Annotated in this window: 15 protein-coding genes; 14 read left to right on the forward strand and 1 reads right to left on the reverse strand. The window is 65.2% G+C overall.

Features of this window, described 5'->3' with window-relative positions; translation table 11 throughout:
* The first annotated feature begins 109 nt into the window (after positions 1 to 109).
* The 14 genes from ccrA to OYT95_RS01925 all read left to right on the forward strand — a co-directional run bounded on the left by ccrA (position 110) and on the right by OYT95_RS01925 (position 16,342).
* Positions 110 to 1,396: a crotonyl-CoA carboxylase/reductase gene (gene ccrA / locus OYT95_RS01860; protein WP_268790735.1), complete on the forward strand. Its 1,287-nt coding sequence runs from the start codon at positions 110 to 112 to the stop codon at positions 1,394 to 1,396.
* Between the two features lie 44 nt (positions 1,397 to 1,440).
* Positions 1,441 to 2,424, forward strand: a complete 984-nt coding sequence (locus OYT95_RS01865) for an NADPH:quinone oxidoreductase family protein (protein WP_268790736.1) — start codon at positions 1,441 to 1,443, stop codon at positions 2,422 to 2,424.
* 43 nt (positions 2,425 to 2,467) lie between these two features.
* On the forward strand, positions 2,468 to 3,289 hold the full coding sequence (locus OYT95_RS01870; protein ID WP_268790737.1) for an enoyl-CoA hydratase: 822 nt from the start codon (positions 2,468 to 2,470) through the stop codon (positions 3,287 to 3,289).
* A gap of 17 nt (positions 3,290 to 3,306) precedes the next feature.
* Complete coding sequence (locus OYT95_RS01875) at positions 3,307 to 4,467, forward strand: iron-containing alcohol dehydrogenase (protein WP_268790738.1); 1,161 nt, start codon at positions 3,307 to 3,309, stop codon at positions 4,465 to 4,467.
* A gap of 25 nt (positions 4,468 to 4,492) precedes the next feature.
* The gene (locus OYT95_RS01880) at positions 4,493 to 6,037 is read left to right on the forward strand and encodes a CoA-acylating methylmalonate-semialdehyde dehydrogenase (RefSeq protein ID WP_268790739.1); all 1,545 of its coding nucleotides are present in this window, start codon (positions 4,493 to 4,495) and stop codon (positions 6,035 to 6,037) included.
* Entirely contained in the window at positions 6,030 to 7,136 is a 1,107-nt protein-coding gene (locus OYT95_RS01885; protein WP_200887700.1) for an enoyl-CoA hydratase/isomerase family protein, read from the forward strand. Before OYT95_RS01880 ends, OYT95_RS01885 begins: the two co-directional genes overlap by 8 nt.
* A gap of 43 nt (positions 7,137 to 7,179) precedes the next feature.
* A complete protein-coding gene (locus tag OYT95_RS01890) occupies positions 7,180 to 7,419 on the forward strand; it encodes a hypothetical protein (RefSeq protein WP_128970005.1) in 240 nt (79 codons plus the stop codon).
* Positions 7,420 to 7,583: 164 nt separating this feature from the next.
* Positions 7,584 to 7,853: a DUF3311 domain-containing protein gene (locus OYT95_RS01895; protein WP_015890864.1), complete on the forward strand. Its 270-nt coding sequence runs from the start codon at positions 7,584 to 7,586 to the stop codon at positions 7,851 to 7,853.
* Positions 7,850 to 9,463, forward strand: a complete 1,614-nt coding sequence (gene mctP / locus OYT95_RS01900; protein ID WP_268790740.1) for a monocarboxylate uptake permease MctP — start codon at positions 7,850 to 7,852, stop codon at positions 9,461 to 9,463. The genes OYT95_RS01895 and mctP overlap by 4 nt, the downstream gene beginning before the upstream one ends.
* 21 nt (positions 9,464 to 9,484) lie before the next feature.
* Positions 9,485 to 10,297, forward strand: a complete 813-nt coding sequence (locus tag OYT95_RS01905) for an enoyl-CoA hydratase/isomerase family protein (RefSeq protein ID WP_268790741.1) — start codon at positions 9,485 to 9,487, stop codon at positions 10,295 to 10,297.
* The gene (locus OYT95_RS01910; protein ID WP_268790742.1) at positions 10,294 to 12,381 is read left to right on the forward strand and encodes an acetate--CoA ligase family protein; all 2,088 of its coding nucleotides are present in this window, start codon (positions 10,294 to 10,296) and stop codon (positions 12,379 to 12,381) included. Before OYT95_RS01905 ends, OYT95_RS01910 begins: the two co-directional genes overlap by 4 nt.
* Positions 12,382 to 12,494: 113 nt before the next feature.
* Positions 12,495 to 13,640 (forward strand): MFS transporter, encoded by a 1,146-nt coding sequence (locus OYT95_RS01915; RefSeq protein ID WP_268790743.1) that lies wholly within the window; start codon positions 12,495 to 12,497, stop codon positions 13,638 to 13,640.
* A gap of 912 nt (positions 13,641 to 14,552) precedes the next feature.
* Positions 14,553 to 15,185: a hypothetical protein gene (locus tag OYT95_RS01920; RefSeq protein ID WP_268790744.1), complete on the forward strand. Its 633-nt coding sequence runs from the start codon at positions 14,553 to 14,555 to the stop codon at positions 15,183 to 15,185.
* Positions 15,179 to 16,342 carry a hypothetical protein gene (locus tag OYT95_RS01925; protein ID WP_268790745.1) on the forward strand — a complete coding sequence of 388 codons (1,164 nt, stop codon included), beginning with the start codon at positions 15,179 to 15,181 and terminating at the stop codon, positions 16,340 to 16,342. Before OYT95_RS01920 ends, OYT95_RS01925 begins: the two co-directional genes overlap by 7 nt.
* Positions 16,343 to 16,736: 394 nt before the next feature.
* Here OYT95_RS01925 and OYT95_RS01930 read toward each other — a convergent pair whose 3' ends face one another.
* Positions 16,737 to 16,940 (reverse strand): cold-shock protein, encoded by a 204-nt coding sequence (locus tag OYT95_RS01930; RefSeq protein ID WP_037227806.1) that lies wholly within the window; start codon positions 16,938 to 16,940, stop codon positions 16,737 to 16,739.
* Positions 16,941 to 17,074: the final 134 nt, after the last annotated feature.

Raw genomic sequence — 17,074 nt, forward strand, 5'->3', positions numbered from 1 at the left:
TCCGAAGCTTGATCTCCGCCGACCCGCCTCTCGGTCGAAGGGGTCCGCGGGTTTGGAGATAGCACCCGACCGAATAGTTTGATGTTTATACGAATATAGATCTTAGGAGATGATCGTGACCGAACTGATGGAGCGCCAGTCCGTTGCCCACCCGACCACCGACGCGGTGGAGCCGGGCACGCTTCCCCCACTCGGTGTGGTTCCCAAGACTATGCACGCACAGGTCGTGCGTCCGGAGCGGTACGGCGACCCCGCCACCGCGTTCGTCCACGAGGTCGTCGACACCCCGGCGCTGGGTACCGGTGAGGTGCTCATCGCGGTGATGGCGGCCGGGGTCAACTACAACAACGTCTGGGCGGCCCGCGGCTACCCCGTCGATCAGGTGGCCACTCGGCAGCGCCGGGGCGAGACCGAGGACTTCCACATCGGCGGCTCGGACGCCTCCGGCATCGTCTACGCCGTCGGGGACGGGGTCAGCGGCATCAGCATCGGCGACGAGGTCGTCATCCATCCGGGCGTCTGGGACCAGAACGACCCGTGGATAACCTCCGGCCGCGACCAGATGATCGCCCCGAGCGCGAAGATCTGGGGCTACGACACCAACTACGGCTCGTTCGGCCAGTTCGCCCGAGTGCAGGCGCATCAGGTTCTACCCAAGGCTGCGCATCTGAGTTGGGCCGAAGCCGCCGCACCCACCCTGGTGGGCACGACCGCGTACCGGATGCTGCACGGCTGGAAGGGCAACACCGTCACCGAGGGCGATCTAGTGCTGGTGTGGGGCGGATCCGGTGGTCTGGGAACCCAGGCTTGCCAGCTCGTGCGCGAGGCGGGCGGCCGGGCCGTGGCCGTGGTCTCCGACGACGACCGTGGCGCCTACGCGATGAAATACGGAGCCATCGGCTACATCAACCGGCGCGAGTTCGATCACTGGGGCGTCCCGCCGCTCGTCGACGACACCGAAGGCCAGAAGAAGTGGACCGCCGGCGCCCGCGCGTTCGGCAAGAAGCTCTGGGAGATCGCCGGCAGCCGAGAAGACCCGGCGATCGTGTTCGAGCACCCCGGTGCCTCCACCATCCCCACCAGCATCTTCGTCTGCCAGCCCGGCGGCATGGTCGCCATCTGCGCCGGCACCACCGGATTCGACGCCATGGTCGACCTGCGGTACCACTGGACCCGCCAGAAGCGACTGCAGGGCTCGCACGGCACCAACGACGAACAGGCCATCGCCTACAACCAGCTCGTCGTCGACGGGAAGATCGACCCGGTCGTCGGCCGAGTCCTCCCCATGGCCGACATTCCGCTCTCCCACGCCCAGATGGGCCGCGGCGAAGAGGTCTTCGGCAACACCGTCCACCTCATCGGCGCCACCACCCCGGACGAGGGTCGACGGCCCTGACCACCCGCAACGGCATAGCAGAACCACAAGCAAAGGTGCACAACATGTCCCGAGCATGGAGAGTCCGCGAGTACGGAGAACCCGCCTCCGTCCTGCGGCTGGAAGACACAACCGAACCGACCCCCGGGCACGGGCAGGTCCGGCTTCGCGTGGCCGCCACCTCGTGCAACTTCGCCGACGTTCTGCTGTGCCGGGGCGAGTATCAGCAGAAGCCGGCCCCGCCGTTCACTCCGGGCCTCGAAGTATGCGGGTGGGTCGACGACATCGGCGGAGGAGTCGATCCGCGGTTGCTCGCCTCGCGGATCGTCGGAGCGCCGATTCTTCCGCACGGGGGCTTCGCCGAGGTCGCCCTGATGAACGCGGACGAGGCCTATGTCGTTCCCCGCAACATCGATGACACCACCGCAGCCACATTGCATCTGACCTACCTGACGGCGTGGCTCGGGCTGCACCGCCGAGCCGCGATCAAGGCCGGCGACACCGTCGTGATCACCGCCGCCGCCGGAGGCGTCGGCTCAGCGGCCGTGCAAGTCGCCCGGGCGGCGGGCGCGACCGTGATCGCGATCGTGTCCGATGCCGGCAAAGCCGCCACCGTCACCGGTCTCGGAGCGGACATAGTCGTCGACCGCTCCAGTGGGGACGTGATCGATCAGGTGAAGGCCGCCGCACCGGGCGGCGCCGACATCGTCTTCGACTCGGTCGGCGGGCAGGCATACGAGCAGGCAACGAAATACATTGCCTTCGAAGGACGCATCGTGGTCATCGGATTCGCCAGCGGCTACATCCCCAGGCCACACCTCAACCACGCCTTCGTGAAGAACTACTCCATCGCCGGCCTGCACTGGTCGTTGTACCGCACACATCGCCCGGATCTCGTGCACATCGCCCAGGCAGCGATCTTCGAGATGGCCGCTGCCGGCCTGATCGACCCGCTGATCACCGCCCGTATCGGTCTCGACAATGCGCCCGATGCCCTCGAGGAACTCGCCCACGGACGTACCCAGGGAAAGACGGTCATCACCGTCTGACGTCGTCCATCACCGACACACTAGGAACAGGAGTGCGGAAGACATGACCGCCATTGCAGAGAAGGCCACCTCGTTCAAGAACCAGGGGGGAGATTACGAACATCTCCGCGTCGAACGCCGGGGCCCGGTTGCGCTGATCACGCTCGACCGTCCGAAGGCCCTCAACGCCCTGTGCAACGCCCTCACCGAGGAGCTGACCGCCGCCCTCGATGCCACCGAAGCCGACGACAGCATCGGCGCCGTCGTCCTGACCGGCAGCGCCAAGGCCTTCGCCGCCGGCGCCGACATCAAGGAGATGCAGCCCAAGTCCTTCACCGACGTCTACCTCGAAGACTTCATCACGGCCAGCTGGGAACGCGCCTCCACCACTCGCAAACCCATCATCGCCGCGGTCGCCGGCTACGCCCTCGGCGGCGGCGCCGAACTCGCGATGAGTTGCGACCTGATCATCGCCGCGGACACCGCCAAATTTGGCCAGCCCGAGATCACCATCGGCATCCTGCCCGGCGCCGGCGGCACCCAACGCCTGACCCGCGCCGTCGGCAAGTCCAAGGCCATGGACATGGTGTTGACCGGCCGCACCATCGACGCCGAAGAAGCAGAGAAGATCGGCCTCGTCGCCCGCATCGTCCCCGCCGACGACCTCATCGACGAGGCAATCGCCATCGCGCAGAAAATCGCCGGATTCTCCCGTCCCTCGGTCCTGATGGCCAAGGAGGCCGTGAACTCCGCATTCGAGACCCCCCTGGCGGAGGGCCTGCGGTTCGAGCGGCGCCTGTTCCACGCCGCCTTCGCCACCGAGGGCCAGACCGAAGGCATGGCCGCCTTCCTCGACAAGCGCAAGCCGTCGTTCACCAACCGCTGAGAAAGCGAGATCTGCACATGGTTTCACCAATTGCACTTCCGCGGATCATGCGGATCGGCGGCGGCGCCGTCGCCGAGATCGGCGAGGTGGTCAAGGGCCTCGGGCTGACCCGCCCGTTGGTGGTCACCGATACCTTCCTCGTCGGCACCGGCGCGGCGGAACAGATGATCAAGAACCTCGAGGCCGCCGGTCTGTCGCCGCGGCTGTTCGACGGCACAGTCCCGGATCCGACCACCGTTTCCCTCGACGCGGGCGTCGCCGCGATCGCCGAGCACGACTGCGATTCGGTGATCGGGTTCGGCGGCGGCAGTCCGATGGACACCGCCAAGGCCCTCGGGATGCTCGGCCGCCAGGGCGGGCAGATGCGCGACTACAAGGCTCCCCGCAACAATGTGGGACCGGCCCTGCCGGTCATCGCGGTCCCCACCACCGCCGGAAGCGGGTCCGAGGCCACCCAGTTCACGGTCATCACCGACAGCGTCAGCGACGAGAAGATGCTCTGCCCGGGCCTGGCGTTTCTGCCGGTCGCCGCGGTCATCGACTACGAGTTGACCGTGTCGATGCCGCCGCGGCTGACCGCCGACACCGGCGTCGATGCGCTGACCCACGCGATCGAGGCGTACGTCAGCAAGAAGGCGAACCCGTTCTCGGACAGTCTCGCCCTGACCGCGATCGGCACCATCGGCCGCGTCCTGCGCCGCGCCTACACCGACGGCGGTGACGCCGAAGCCCGTGAGCAGATGATGCTCGCCGCCACCCAGGCCGGCATCGCGTTCTCCAACTCCTCCGTTGCCCTCGTGCACGGGATGAGCCGCCCGATCGGCGCCCACTTCCACGTCGCCCACGGCTTGTCGAACGCCATGCTGTTCCCCGCGGTGACGGCATTCTCGGTCGGTGCCGCGCAGTCGCGGTACGCCGACTGCGCCCGCGCCCTCGGGGTCGCCGCCGTCGGCGAGGACGACACGACCGCCGCGAACAACCTCGTCGACGCACTGCGCGAGCTGTGCCGCGACGTGGCTGTGCCCACCCCCAAGGCGTACGGGATCGAAAAGGACCGGTGGAACGAGCTGATCCCGCTGATGGCCGCGCAGGCCCTGGCCTCCGGGTCACCGAACAACAACCCGCTGGTCCCGACCGATGCGGAGATCCGCGACCTCTACGCCCAGATCTACGGCTGAAAACCCCTCCAGGAGAAACCTTCACATGACTGCCACCCTTCCCACCCCGGCGACCGACACCACTGGCTCTCCGCCGGTCGACATCGACCACTACATCGCCGGTCGTGTCGATGCCCGCGGCGCCGCCACCCGCGCCGACGTCTACAACCCCGCCACCGGGCAGGTGACCGGCAAGGTCGCGATGGCCACACCCGCGGACGTTCACACCGCGGTCACTGCCGCCGCCGATGCCTTTCCGACCTGGTCGGCCACCCCCGCGCACATCCGGGCCCGCGTGATGTTCCGGTTCCGCGACCTCATCGAACAGCACTCGGATCGGCTGGCGGCGATCATCACCGCAGAGCACGGCAAGGTCCTCTCCGACGCCAAGGGTGAGGTCACCCGCGGCCTCGAGGTCGTCGAATTCGCTTGCGGCATCCCGCAGCAACTCAAGGGTGAGTTCTCCGAGAACGTCGGCCGCGCCGTCGACGGAGTCACCTTCCGCCAGCCCCTCGGCGTCGTCGCGGGCATCTCGCCGTTCAACTTCCCCGCCATGGTCCCGATGTGGATGTTCCCCGTCGCCCTCGCCTGTGGGAACACGTTCGTGATGAAGCCGTCCGAGAAGGACCCCACCCTCAGCGTCGAACTCGCGAAGTTGCTGACCGAGGCCGGCCTGCCGGACGGGGTGTTCAACGTCGTGCACGGCGACAAGGTCGCGGTCGACGCGTTGCTGACCCACGATCAGGTGGAGGCGATCAGCTTCGTCGGGTCCACCCCGATCGCGGAGTACATCCACAGCACCGCTGCCGCGCAGGGCAAGCGGGTCCAGGCCCTCGGCGGGGCGAAGAACCACATGGTGATCATGCCCGACGCCGATCTCGACCAGGCCGTGTCCGCGCTGATGGGTGCCGCCTACGGCTCGGCAGGGGAACGCTGCATGGCCATCTCGGTCGCCGTGCCGGTCGGGGAGGAGACCGCGAACGCCCTGCGTGAGCGGTTGATCGCCGCTCTTGCCGACCTGAAGGTCGGCCCCGGTACCGCCGCCGAGGTGGAGATGGGCCCGTTGGTGACCGGTGCGCACCGCGACAAGGTCGCCTCTTACATCGACCTCTGCGTCGAGGAGGGCGCCGAACTCGTCGTCGACGGACGCGAGCGGATCCCCGCCAACGCCGGCGACGGGTTCTTCCTCGGCGGCACCCTCTTCGACCACGTCACCCCGACAATGCGGATCTACCTCGAGGAGATCTTCGGACCGGTCCTGTCCATCGTGCGCGCCGAATCGTTCGAGAAGGCCCTCCAGTTGGTCAACGATCATGAATTCGGTAACGGCACCGCCATCTTCACCGCCGACGGCAACACCGCCCGCACCTACCTCGCCCAGGTCAAGGCCGGCATGGTCGGCATCAACGTCCCGATCCCCGTGCCGATGGCCTTCCACTCCTTCGGCGGCTGGAAACGCTCCCTGTTCGGTGACCACCACATCCACGGACCCGAAGGCGTGCGGTTCTACACCCGCAACAAGACCGCCACCACCCGCTGGCCCAACGACACCCAGACCCGCACCGACTTCTCCATGCCCACCCATGAGTGAGGTCCGATTCGGGCGGTGCGGATACACCCTTACCCATGATCGCCCGGCTGTTGTGGCCGAACCGCGCACCATCGCTCTCGGTGGCAGTGACGAGATCAGGTATCTCCGCCAGGGGCCGATCGGCCGGATCGTGCTCAATCGCCCGAAGGCATTGAACGCGCTGACCACATCGATGATCGACCAACTCCACCGTGCTCTCGACGAATGGGAGAAGGATCCGGGCACCGCTGTGGTACTGGAGAGTTCGAGTGCGAAGGCGTTTTGCGCCGGTGGGGACATCCGCCAGATCCGTCAGAACACTGTCGCCGGTGCATACGGCGACAGTGACGACTTCTTTGCCTCCGAGTACCGCCTCAACGCCCGGATCGCGGAACTCACAACCCCCTTGGTCTCACTGATCGACGGGATCTGCATGGGCGGCGGAATGGGATTGTCCGTGCATGGTGCGTTCCGTGTCGTCAGTGACAAGGCGGTGCTGGCGATGCCCGAAACCGCGATTGGGTTCTTCCCGGATGTCGGCGGTAGCTATTTCCTGTCCCGCCTTCCGGGTGCGCTCGGGATGTACCTCGGGTTGACGGGCTACCGTCTCGATGCTGGTGATGCCATGCACACCGGGCTGGCCACGCATCGGGTTGCCGACGTGGCCCTCGTGGTGTCGGCGCTGGAGAAAAACCCGCAAACGCCGATCGATGAGGTGCTGCGCTCACTGCCTCCCGCAGCCCCGACTACCACCAGCCGGTTGGCTGAACACCGATGCGAGATCGATTGGTGCTTTGGCGCACCGAGCGTGTCCGAGATCTACTCCCGCCTGCGTGATCATCACAGCTCATGGTCACGGGAAATTCTCGCGGTACTCGATTCGGCGTCCCCGCAGAGCTTGGAGGTGACGTTCGCGGTGTTGACGGCGGGCAAACAACGGAACCTGCTGCGCTGTTTGAAGATGGAGCTGGATGTCGCCACCCATCTCGCCCGTACGTCCGACTTCGTCGAAGGCGTCCGCGCGGGTTTGGTCGACAAGGATCGATCCCCCGTTTGGGGAAACTCGCTGTTCGGCGGGTTCGACGCCGGTGGGTCGAGCGTATGGCACCGGCTGCCGTAGCCTGCTGGGACGCCGCGGGATGCTTGCTCTGGGGGATGTGGCGATGTCCCCCAGAGTGATCCACGTGGTTACCGCTGGTGTGGGTCTTGTCCTGGCCGGCGTTCTGACGCTTGTCCTCGTCCGAGTGGAGGATCCCACCGCGGGACACTGGCCAGCCCTCGACCTCACTCTGCGCACGGTGGCCTTGATGTGCGGCGCTCCCCTGCTCGCCGGTGGGGTGTTGTGCTGTGTGTGGGCGCGCCCGTTGTCCTGCTACGTCGACGACGACATTCCGCGATCATGACTCTCCAACTTCGCGCGAACCGCGACACCGAATGTGGTTGTCCCAACATATTTTCGATCATTTGTTGGGCATCTTCGGTGTCGAGAACTTGGGCGTTGACCCAGCGACCGCCGGTGTGATCTGATTCTCACATCCAATACTTCGATAGATTTAGGAGTATCAAAATGATTCCTGCGCCTCCGCCCAGCACCCCTCCGGACAACCCTCGACCCACATTGTCGTGGACCAAACGCGTCATCTGCGCGGTCCTCGTGATCACGCCGGTCGTACTCGCCCTGTCCGTTCCGCTGTACCAGCGCACCGAGCCCACCCTCGGCGGTTTGCCGTTCTTCTACTGGTTCCAGATGACGATGGCGGTCGCCGCCGCCTGCGGATGCGGCGCCACCTACTTCATCGCCTTCCGCAACGAGACCGAAACCGGTGACACACAATGAACTTCAACGGTGTCACCTTCGGTGTGTTCATGGTCCTGTTCGTGTTGGTGACCGGAATGGGCTTTGTGGCCAGTCGATGGCGCCGCGCAAAGAACGAGCATCAACTCGATGAGTGGGCCCTCGGCGGCCGCGGCTTCGGCGGATTCATCACCTGGTTCCTGCTGGGTGGCGACCTGTACTCCGCCTACACCTTGATCGCTGTACCCGCGGCGATCTTCAGTATCGGCGCCTTCGGCTTCTACGCGATACCCAACGCGGTAGTCCTCTACTCGCTGGGATTCCTATTCCTGCCCCGCCTGGTTCGGCTGGCCCACGAGAAGGGTTATGTGACGCTGACCGACTTCGTCAACGACCGCTTCAAATCACCAGCCCTCGGCCTGGCGATCACCCTCACCGGACTGCTTGCCACCCTGCCCTACCTCGCGCTGCAGCTCGTCGGCCTCGAGGTCGTCTTCGCCTCCATGGGTATCCAGGCCGGCCCGAACGCCAGCTGGATCGTCCGCGACCTGCCGCTGTTCATCGCATTCGGTGTTCTCGCGGCCTACACCTACTCCTCGGGTATCCGCGCACCGGCACTGATCGCGTTCCTCAAAGACGGGCTGACCTACATCGTGGTCATCGTCGCCGTCATCGTCATCCCGATCAAACTCGGCGGCTTCGGACAGATCTTCGCCGACGCCGGCGCCGCGATCGCCGAGCGCACCAACTCCCCCGACCCGGAAGCGGCGGCGATCAGCGTCAACGCCAGCGTCTACATGACCCTCGCGCTCGGATCCGGGATGGCGTTCTTCCTGTACCCGCATGCCATCACCGGTGTCTTCGCCGCCCGCGGCGCCCGCACGGTGCGCCGGAATATGTCCGTCCTTCCGATCTACACCGTGCTTCTGGGCTTCGTGGCGTTGCTGGGCATGATGGCCCTGGCAGCCGGAATCAAACCCCTCAACGGCAATCCGCAGTTCGCCGTGCCGCAGTTGCTGCAAGAGATGTTCCCCTCGTGGTTCGTCGGGGTCGCCTACGCCGCGATCGCGATGAGCGCCCTGGTGCCTGCGGCGATCATGGCGATCGGCGCCGGGAACCTGGTCAGCCGGAACATCATCCGCCACTTCTCGCGCTCCGAGACCACCAGCCGCCGGGAAACCGAGATCTCCAAGGTGGTGTCCGTGCTGGTCAAGCTCGGGGCGCTGGTGTTCGTCCTGACCCTCGACAGCCAGTTCGCCCTCAATTTCCAGTTGCTCGGCGGTATCTGGATTCTGCAGACCATCCCCACGGTGCTGCTCGGCCTGTTCACCGAACGCTTCGCCGACAAGCGGGCACTGCTGGCAGGGTGGGCGGTCGGTATCGCCTACGGCACGATCGCCGCCTACAACGTCTCATCACCCAAGGCCAGTCACTTCGGCGGCTCGACGGCGGCCCCGTTCTTTCTGTCCTCGCCGATGTACATCGCCATCTCCGCGCTGATCCTGAACCTCGTCGTGACGCTCGTCTGGAGCGGTATCACCTCGACACTGCGCCGCACCCGGCAGATCAGCACCACCGCACCGGTATCACCCGAATCGACCGCACCCGGCACGAACGCCGGTGCCGTCGCTAACGCCCCCGCCGCCCACTGACCTTCAGGAGTGCCGATTTCCATGACTGCCACCATCAACCGGACCGACGACGGTCCAGTCCGGATTCTCACCGTCGCAAACCCCGCCAAGCGCAACGCATTCAGCGGCGATATGGCCCCACAACTGCGGAAGTTACTGCTCGAGGCCGATCAGACCACGTCCGTCCGGGCCATAGTGCTCACCGGTGACGCCAACACCTTCTCGTCCGGACACGATCTGCAGGAAGTCCTGCACAACCCGGAGACAGCAGGTGACCCTGAGGCCAATGCCGCCTTCACACTGCCCGCCGAGCTCGGCACCCCGGTCATCGCGGCCGTGAACGGCGCAGCCTATGCCGCCGGCTTCATTCTGGCACTCAATTGCGACATCCGGATCGCCGGCCACAATGCGAAATTCTGCGCTGTTGGCGCCCGCATCGGCCTGGTTCCCGTCGGCGGGCAGTTGAGTCGCCTGCTGGACATCGTGAGCTACCCGGTCGCGTTCAAGATGCTGGCCACCGCCGCACCGGTCGCCGCCGACGCCGCCCGCGAATCCGGATTCGTCAGCGAAGTATGCGACCCGGCCGACACACTCGACCGCGCACTCGCGCTCGCACATCAGATCGCGGAGGTCTCACCCGCCGTGGTGCGGGCGATCAAGACCGGCCTCCGGGTGACCCTGCACGACGGGCTCGACGCCGGCACCGCACTCGAACCGCTGCTCGCCTCGGTGGTCCGCAACCTGCCCGACGGAGACGAAGGTGTGCAGTCCTTCCTACAGAAGCGGCCACCGCAGTACCCGGATGCACCCGCCGACCTGCAGGACAGACTCGACAAGGTGGGAGCGGACCGATGACCCAACGACTCCGCGAAGACGCCGTCCGCGACCTCGCAATCCGCTACGGCGTCGCTGCCAACGCGGTCACCTTCGCCACCAACGGAGTCGAAGCCGGCCAGATCGCAGTAGCAATCGGCCGTCCCGTCGCCGTGAAACTGGTCGCCGACAACGTCGTCCACAAAAGCAAAGCCGGTGGAGTCCTCCTCGGGGTGGCTCCGGAAGACACCCACCGCCGCACCGACGAACTCCTCGAGAAGCAGCGTGCCATGGGTGCCACGGTCCGCGGCGTCACCGTCGAGGCCATGGTGGACTCCGGTCTCGAAGCCGTGGTCGGCGGTCTCGACGCACCCGGCTTCGGCCCGGTGGTGATGTTCGGCCACGGTGGTGTCGACATCGAAACGCTCGACGATGTGGTGTTCGCCCTGGCCCCGATCGATGCCGTCGAGGCCCGGCGGATGGTGTCGAGCACCCGACTCGGACGGGTCATCGAGAAGCGGTTCCCGCAGCGCCTCGACGAAGTCGTCGAGATGCTCGTCGCCGTCGGCGGGTCGTCCGGCCTGCTGCTCAACGAGGACATCACCGAGGTCGACTTCAACCCGGTCGTCGTCACCTCCGATCGCATCGTCGCCGTCGACGCCCGAGCAACCGCACTCGATGTCACCGAATGCCATGTTCGTCCGGTCCCCGATCCAGCTGCCAGTTACGAGGCCTTGCGGCCCGCCATCTACCCGCGATCGGTGGCCATCGTCGGTGCCTCCGCCGACGAACGGAAAATGGGATTCCGAGCGGTGCGCAGCCTCGTCGACTTCGGCTACACCGGCCAGATCCTGCCGATCAGCGGCAAGAACACCAGCATCTACGGTGTGTCGACCGTGCCGGATATCGATGCGCTTCCCGAGAACATCGATCGCGCGGTCCTCGCGCTACCGGCCGCAGCGGTACCCGACACGTTGCGTGCGCTCGCCGAACGCGGCACCCGCACCGCGCACATCCTCACCGCCGACACCCCGCGGTTCGACGACATCCTGAGCACGAACGACTTACGGGTACTCGGGCCCAACTGCATCGGCCATTACACGCCGTACGAGCGGATGACCATGATCGGCACCGACGCCTCCAGCACGACTGAGGGGCACCTGGCGGTAGTGTCGCAATCCGGCACCTATGCCGGTGACATCCTGCGGCGCGGGACCGAGCTCGGACTGCCGTTCAGTTTCGTCAGCTCGGTCGGCAATTGCGACGACGTGAGCCCCGCCGAACTGCTCGCCTTCTGCCAAGCCGATCCGCGGACGCACGCTGCCGCGTTCTACCTCGAGGACGATCGGTGGGCAGGTGAATTCTTCCGGCTCGCCCGGACGATGACCAAGCCCGTCGTCCTCTTCAAGGGGGGCCGCACCGCGGCCGGCGGAGCCGCCGCGGCATCGCACACCGGTGCCCTCGCCAGCGATCCCCAGCTCCTCGAAGATGCCGCCCGCCAAGCAGGAGTGCTTCTCGTCGACGACCTCGACCAACTGCTCGACGTCCTCACGGCCCTGCAATTCGTTCCCGCGCTCGACGGGGACAATCTTGCCCTGATCGGCAGCGGCGGCGGTGTCGCCGTGGTCGGCTCCGACCGTGCCGACCGACGGAATCTGCAGATGGCACCGTTCGCCGAATCCACCCGCGAACGCCTCGCATCGTTCGAGGCCCCGGGAACCAGCCTGTCGAATCCGATCGACATCCCGATCTGGTCCCTGTTCGACGAGACCGGCAGCTTCACCGGGTCCATCGTCTCCACTGTGGCAGCCGACGACTCGATCGACGCGATCTGTGCGTTTCTCGACCTCGGCACCGTGTTCGACATGCAGGCCGTCGAGCCCGGAAACAAGCTGGTCCGGTCGCTGACCGAGGACCTCGTCAACGCCGACCGTGGTGGTATCCCGCTCGCGCTGGTGCTGCGGAGCGGATTCGACGAGAACCAGGACGAGTTGGTTCGACAGCTCCGGCCCGTGGCGGCCGCCGCCGGTGTCGCCCTGTTCGATTCCGTGGACCGGGCGATCGACGCTCTCGGTGGTGTCCGGTGGCTGACCCACCGCAGCAAGAACCCCGGAAGCGAGCTGTAGTGAGCCCATACGACGCCGAGCTCCAACCAGCGCCCGAGCACACATCGGCCGCTGCGCCAGCGCAACGCCCCGCAACCGCGCTCACACTGATCGCCATCAGCACATTCCTGTCGATGAGCGTGTGGTTCTCGGCGTCGTTCGTGGTCCCACAACTCGTGGCGGTCTGGAACTTGTCCACCGCAGGATCGTCATTGCTGACCATCGCCGTCCAGTTCGGCTTCGTCATCGGCGCGGTCACCGCCGCCGCCACCGGCCTGGCCGACGCCGTACCCGGCCGCATCCTGATCTTCGGCGGCGCCGTCGGCGCCGCCCTCGCCAACCTCGGCCTACTCTTCGCCGATGGCCTCGCCGCCGCCATACCTCTGCGGCTACTCACCGGCATCTTCCTCGCCGCGGTATATCCGCCGGCATTGAAAGAAGTATCCACCTGGTTCCGAACCGGGCGCGGCACCGCACTCGGAGTCATGATCGGTGCGCTCACACTCGGGTCGGCACTGCCGCATCTGTTCAACTCGTTCGGAGACGTGCAGTGGCAGCACGTCATCACCGCCACCACCATCATGACTGCGGCGGGTGGCGGCCTGATCCTGCTACTGCGCACCTCCGGCCCGTACCCGTTTCCCCGGCAGCCGTTCAGCATCACCGCTGCCATCACCAGCCTCCGGAACAAACACGTCGCTCTCGCAAACATCGGCTACATGGGCCACATGTGGGAGCTCTACGCCATGTGGGCTTGGGTCGGAGCATTCCTCGCCACCCTTCCTGCCATAGCCACCCGCCCCCACCCCGACGCGACCGCGTCCGCGCTCTCATTCGCCTGCATCGGTGCCGGCGCAATCGGGTGCTTCGTCGGAGGCCGCCTCAGCGACCGGTACGGTCGGGCACAATCGGCACTGATCTGCCTGATCTGCTCGGGAACCGCGGCAATCGGCCTCAGTGTCCTCGACACGGCGCCGCTGCCGATCGTGCTCGCGCTCTGTGTGTTCTGGGGATTCTGGGTCATCGCCGACTCGGCGCAATTCTCGGCGCTGGTGACCGAACACGCCGATCCGGTCTACGTCGGCGGCGCGGTGTCCATCCAACTCGCACTCGGCTACCTCACGACCACTCTCACCCTGTGGCTGGTTCCGGTCCTGGTCGAGCACCTGTCCTGGTCTGCAGCTCTGCTGGCCCTTGCGCTGGGCCCTGTGATCGGGGTAGCCGCGATGGCTCTCCTGATTCGTGCGGACCGCGACATCACCACGCCGCCGATCCACTGAGCAGACAGGGAACGACCAGTGAACTCCGAGCCCCCTTGCCCCGATAAGGTCGCCCGCATCGCGCGCATCCTCGCCGATCCGATGCGACTACACCTGCTGACACTTATCGCCCGAGCGCGGGAAATCTCGTGTACGCACCTGCTAGACCAAGCAGACGTCGGAGCATCCACCCACATCCTCTGCCGCTGCTCACTCCAATTCAGTTGCTCGATAGCAATACTCGGCTCGGACTCGAGCAGCGAAACTAAACAAGGCGATCAACTCCGCGCTTCCGCGCCAAGCTCTCGGTCCCCGGGCTCCCGGACGCTATTCCTCCGACCACTCACGCGGTGCGCTGCGATCCGGCGTGGACATCACGCAGGGGATGGCGGACGCCGCCCCACCCAGTCCGCGCCAGCTCCACGAAACGACGAAGAACGTGACGTTGCCGAAGCAGTCGGGTGGTTAGACGAGCGAACCAGCGGTGACATATGTCTAATGCGGGTGGAAGATCGAACCAAGAAACCAACGGGTCTCGACCCTGTTCCCGCGGGACACCACGGAGGTCGTGTGCGATGCGTCCATACTCCGAAGAAGTCCGGGAGGACGACACCAGAGCGGCGAAAGAAACCGTTCAGGCTCGACTCTACCCATCCGAGGACCAGCCGTTTGCCATCGATTTTGGCGGTACCTGTCCGCGCTGCGATCACGCGATCAGCGACCGCAAAGTACTCGTCGGGATCCTCGGGGCTGGCAGGATGAACGCCAGAAAGAGGCGACGTCACCTCGCCGACTTGAAGAGGCGAGGTGATCTCTCGGAAGGTGACCACACCTTCGACCTCACCTGTTCCTGTACGGCCGCCCACACCAATCGCCCACCTGAGAAGGTCGGCTGTGGTGCCAGATTCCGCGTCCGAGTCCAGTGGCCCTGACATGCCTGTACGACTAGGCGAGCCCGAAGGCTTTCCCACCCCAGCATCCCTAGCGGAAGACGGCGACTGGCAAGCCTTGCTCGGCACGCAGCTCGCGGATACACGCAAAATTGCGGAGAACTGGCGGACTGGTCTCGCCGCACTGCTGGGTCTCGTAACCGTGTTCTCCGCGGTGAAGGGCGAAGCCGCCATCAGCGGTCTCGAATTTCGCTACGCGGTGGCAACCGGCGTCCTGCTGCTGATGGGAGTCTGTGTCGCCGTCATAGGGGCTCTCGCGTCGCTCCGAGCGGCATATGGCACACCGCGTGCGGTGTCTCGGGGAGAGCTGTTATCGACCGGCGGCCTGCCCGGATACAGGTATGAGCTCGCATGCCAAGCGGTTTCCGACCTGCGGTGGGCGAGGTGGACGACGCTGACTTCACTCGTCTGCATTATCGCCGCCATCAGCGTGACGTGGTACGGGCCTCGTCCGGCTCAAGCGATCATCGACGTGGAAAGAACTGGTAGCCCTCACGTTTGCGGGAAGCTTGTTGCCTCGGCTGATGGATATATCGATATTGAGCTGTCATCCGCCGAAGCCACCCGCATCGCGAACAAGGACATTCTCTCCATCAACGCGGTGAGTGAGTGCTGACGGTGTCTCGTGTTGATCGCCCCTACCTCGATCAGATCCCGGACCCCGACCTGGACACAATGGTCGCTGATATCGTTGAGCAGGTTGATTTTTCGTCGACGGATGTAGAATCGAGACTCCGCTCCCCTAACCTCCGAATCGAGAGAACCTCGTCAGCGGCGGATCTAGACGCGCGAACCGAGATACTGTTCGGCCATCGGACAATACTCATGGGTGGAGGGCTGTATCCCTTTCTCTGCCAGTATCTTCGTGCGGCGTCATCCTACTTTCTAACCTGCAACCAGGGCGGTACTCCAGCCTCGAACTGGCACGCCGGGCGCTCCTCGCTCGCGACGACCCTGGACTGGCTCTCGACACCCACCGAGATGCCGCACCGGCCCGCGTTCACGATAAGTCGATCCCAGGACAAATCAGCGCTCAGCCTTGCTCTCTACACATACCGGTTTCTGCTATGCCACGAACTCGCCCATGCTGCACTTGGCCACTCTCCCATCGAAGCCGGATCCGTTCCGGACAACATCACCCCGCTGCACCAGCAACAAGACCAAGAGCTCGAGACAGACAGAATGGCACTGACCCTGCAGGTCCGGTCAATACCCACACGGTCCGAAACCGTCAAAGGCCTGGCAGGCGCGGTCTACGCCTTCGCGGCGGAGGCACTACGCAACAGCAGACTTATGTTGCTGGCAGAACTGGTTGACGAACGGCAGTGGGAAATCGAACTCACACACCCCCCAACCATTCAGCGGGAATTTGGCCTGCTTGGGGCAGCCAACGGTCTGTGCGGGCAAGCAGCGATGACCGATATGCACCGCCTGCGCAACGACCTACGCGAGCTGAACGATCAAGTATTGACCGACGCGCTGCGCCAACAGCAGATGGTTGTCAAGAAGTCGCGGCAGCTGTTGCGAATCGAGATGGACACACTGCGACTGCGCGGTAACGATCCTCTGCCGGCAGTCTTACCCGACCTGCTAAGACTCTTCTCTCAGAGTCCTGTCGGCGTGATGAAGGCACTCGAGCATCCCCCTAGCAATGCCTCCGACGACACCAGCGCGATCGCATCATTGATCGACCGGCTCGTTGCTGAGCTCCCAGCCGAGTTCCAGGATTTCCACAACCAATCGCCCAAGGAGCGTGCCATCGACTTGGCGTAAGCGAAACCGCATAATTGCCCGGCCAATGCAAACAGGCTCGTGGAATCCTCGACGACGTCCTCTCATACGTAGCATCGCGGGCCGAGCCGCAACCAATCCACTGACCGATGCGGACACGGCGCCAATAGTCCGTACTGACGACACCGTGGCCGCCGACGAACGAACCGTCGGGCGGGACACTGCCCTGTTCATCTCTCATCGGCGTGGCAGAAGCACCGATGGCTCAACTCTCCACCGATGCGTCGCCCCTGGTGATCCTGGCCCATACCGTCAGTCTGCCCACGCAGGGGCGGGTCGCGGATCCCCCTTGTTAAGGCTCTACCCGCGCGGGGACCGATCCGGCGATAAGAAATGGGGACCGCACCCACCGGATGCGGTCCCCAAGTTGCACTGGTCAGACAGTGCGTACGTTCGTGGCCTGCGGGCCCTTCTGGCCCTGGCCGACCTCGAACTCCACACGCTGGTTCTCGTCGAGCGACTTGAAACCGCTGCCCGAGATTTCCGAGTAATGCACGAAAACGTCCGGAGTTCCGTCGTCGGGTGCGATGAAACCGAAGCCCTTCTCACCGTTGAACCACTTCACAATGCCCTGAGCCATGCCGATACTCCCTAGATCTCGATCCGGACCTCACATCGAGGTTCCGATCTCGATGACTTGATCCTGCCATCCTCGATGTAGTCGCGAAGACGCGCACTGTGTCCGCGTCGACCTATTGCCGGTCATCGATGCAC

Source organism: Rhodococcus sp. JS3073, assembly GCF_026810085.1.
In the GTDB taxonomy this organism is placed as follows: Bacteria; Actinomycetota; Actinomycetes; order Mycobacteriales; family Mycobacteriaceae; genus Rhodococcus_F; species Rhodococcus_F wratislaviensis.

Excerpts from the sequence above, each read along its gene's own strand:
- ccrA (WP_268790735.1), top strand. The coding sequence starts at position 110 with ATGATCGTGACCGAACTGATGGAGCGCCAGTCCGTTGCCCACCCGACC.
- OYT95_RS01865 (WP_268790736.1), top strand. The coding sequence starts at position 1,441 with ATGTCCCGAGCATGGAGAGTCCGCGAGTACGGAGAACCCGCCTCCGTC.
- OYT95_RS01870 (WP_268790737.1), top strand. The coding sequence starts at position 2,468 with ATGACCGCCATTGCAGAGAAGGCCACCTCGTTCAAGAACCAGGGGGGA.
- OYT95_RS01875 (WP_268790738.1), top strand. The coding sequence starts at position 3,307 with ATGGTTTCACCAATTGCACTTCCGCGGATCATGCGGATCGGCGGCGGC.
- OYT95_RS01880 (WP_268790739.1), top strand. The coding sequence starts at position 4,493 with ATGACTGCCACCCTTCCCACCCCGGCGACCGACACCACTGGCTCTCCG.
- OYT95_RS01885 (WP_200887700.1), top strand. The coding sequence starts at position 6,030 with ATGAGTGAGGTCCGATTCGGGCGGTGCGGATACACCCTTACCCATGAT.
- OYT95_RS01890 (WP_128970005.1), top strand. The coding sequence starts at position 7,180 with ATGTCCCCCAGAGTGATCCACGTGGTTACCGCTGGTGTGGGTCTTGTC.
- OYT95_RS01895 (WP_015890864.1), top strand. The coding sequence starts at position 7,584 with ATGATTCCTGCGCCTCCGCCCAGCACCCCTCCGGACAACCCTCGACCC.
- mctP (WP_268790740.1), top strand. The coding sequence starts at position 7,850 with ATGAACTTCAACGGTGTCACCTTCGGTGTGTTCATGGTCCTGTTCGTG.
- OYT95_RS01905 (WP_268790741.1), top strand. The coding sequence starts at position 9,485 with ATGACTGCCACCATCAACCGGACCGACGACGGTCCAGTCCGGATTCTC.
- OYT95_RS01910 (WP_268790742.1), top strand. The coding sequence starts at position 10,294 with ATGACCCAACGACTCCGCGAAGACGCCGTCCGCGACCTCGCAATCCGC.
- OYT95_RS01915 (WP_268790743.1), top strand. The coding sequence starts at position 12,495 with ATGAGCGTGTGGTTCTCGGCGTCGTTCGTGGTCCCACAACTCGTGGCG.
- OYT95_RS01920 (WP_268790744.1), top strand. The coding sequence starts at position 14,553 with ATGCCTGTACGACTAGGCGAGCCCGAAGGCTTTCCCACCCCAGCATCC.
- OYT95_RS01930 (WP_037227806.1), bottom strand. The coding sequence starts at position 16,940 with ATGGCTCAGGGCATTGTGAAGTGGTTCAACGGTGAGAAGGGCTTCGGT.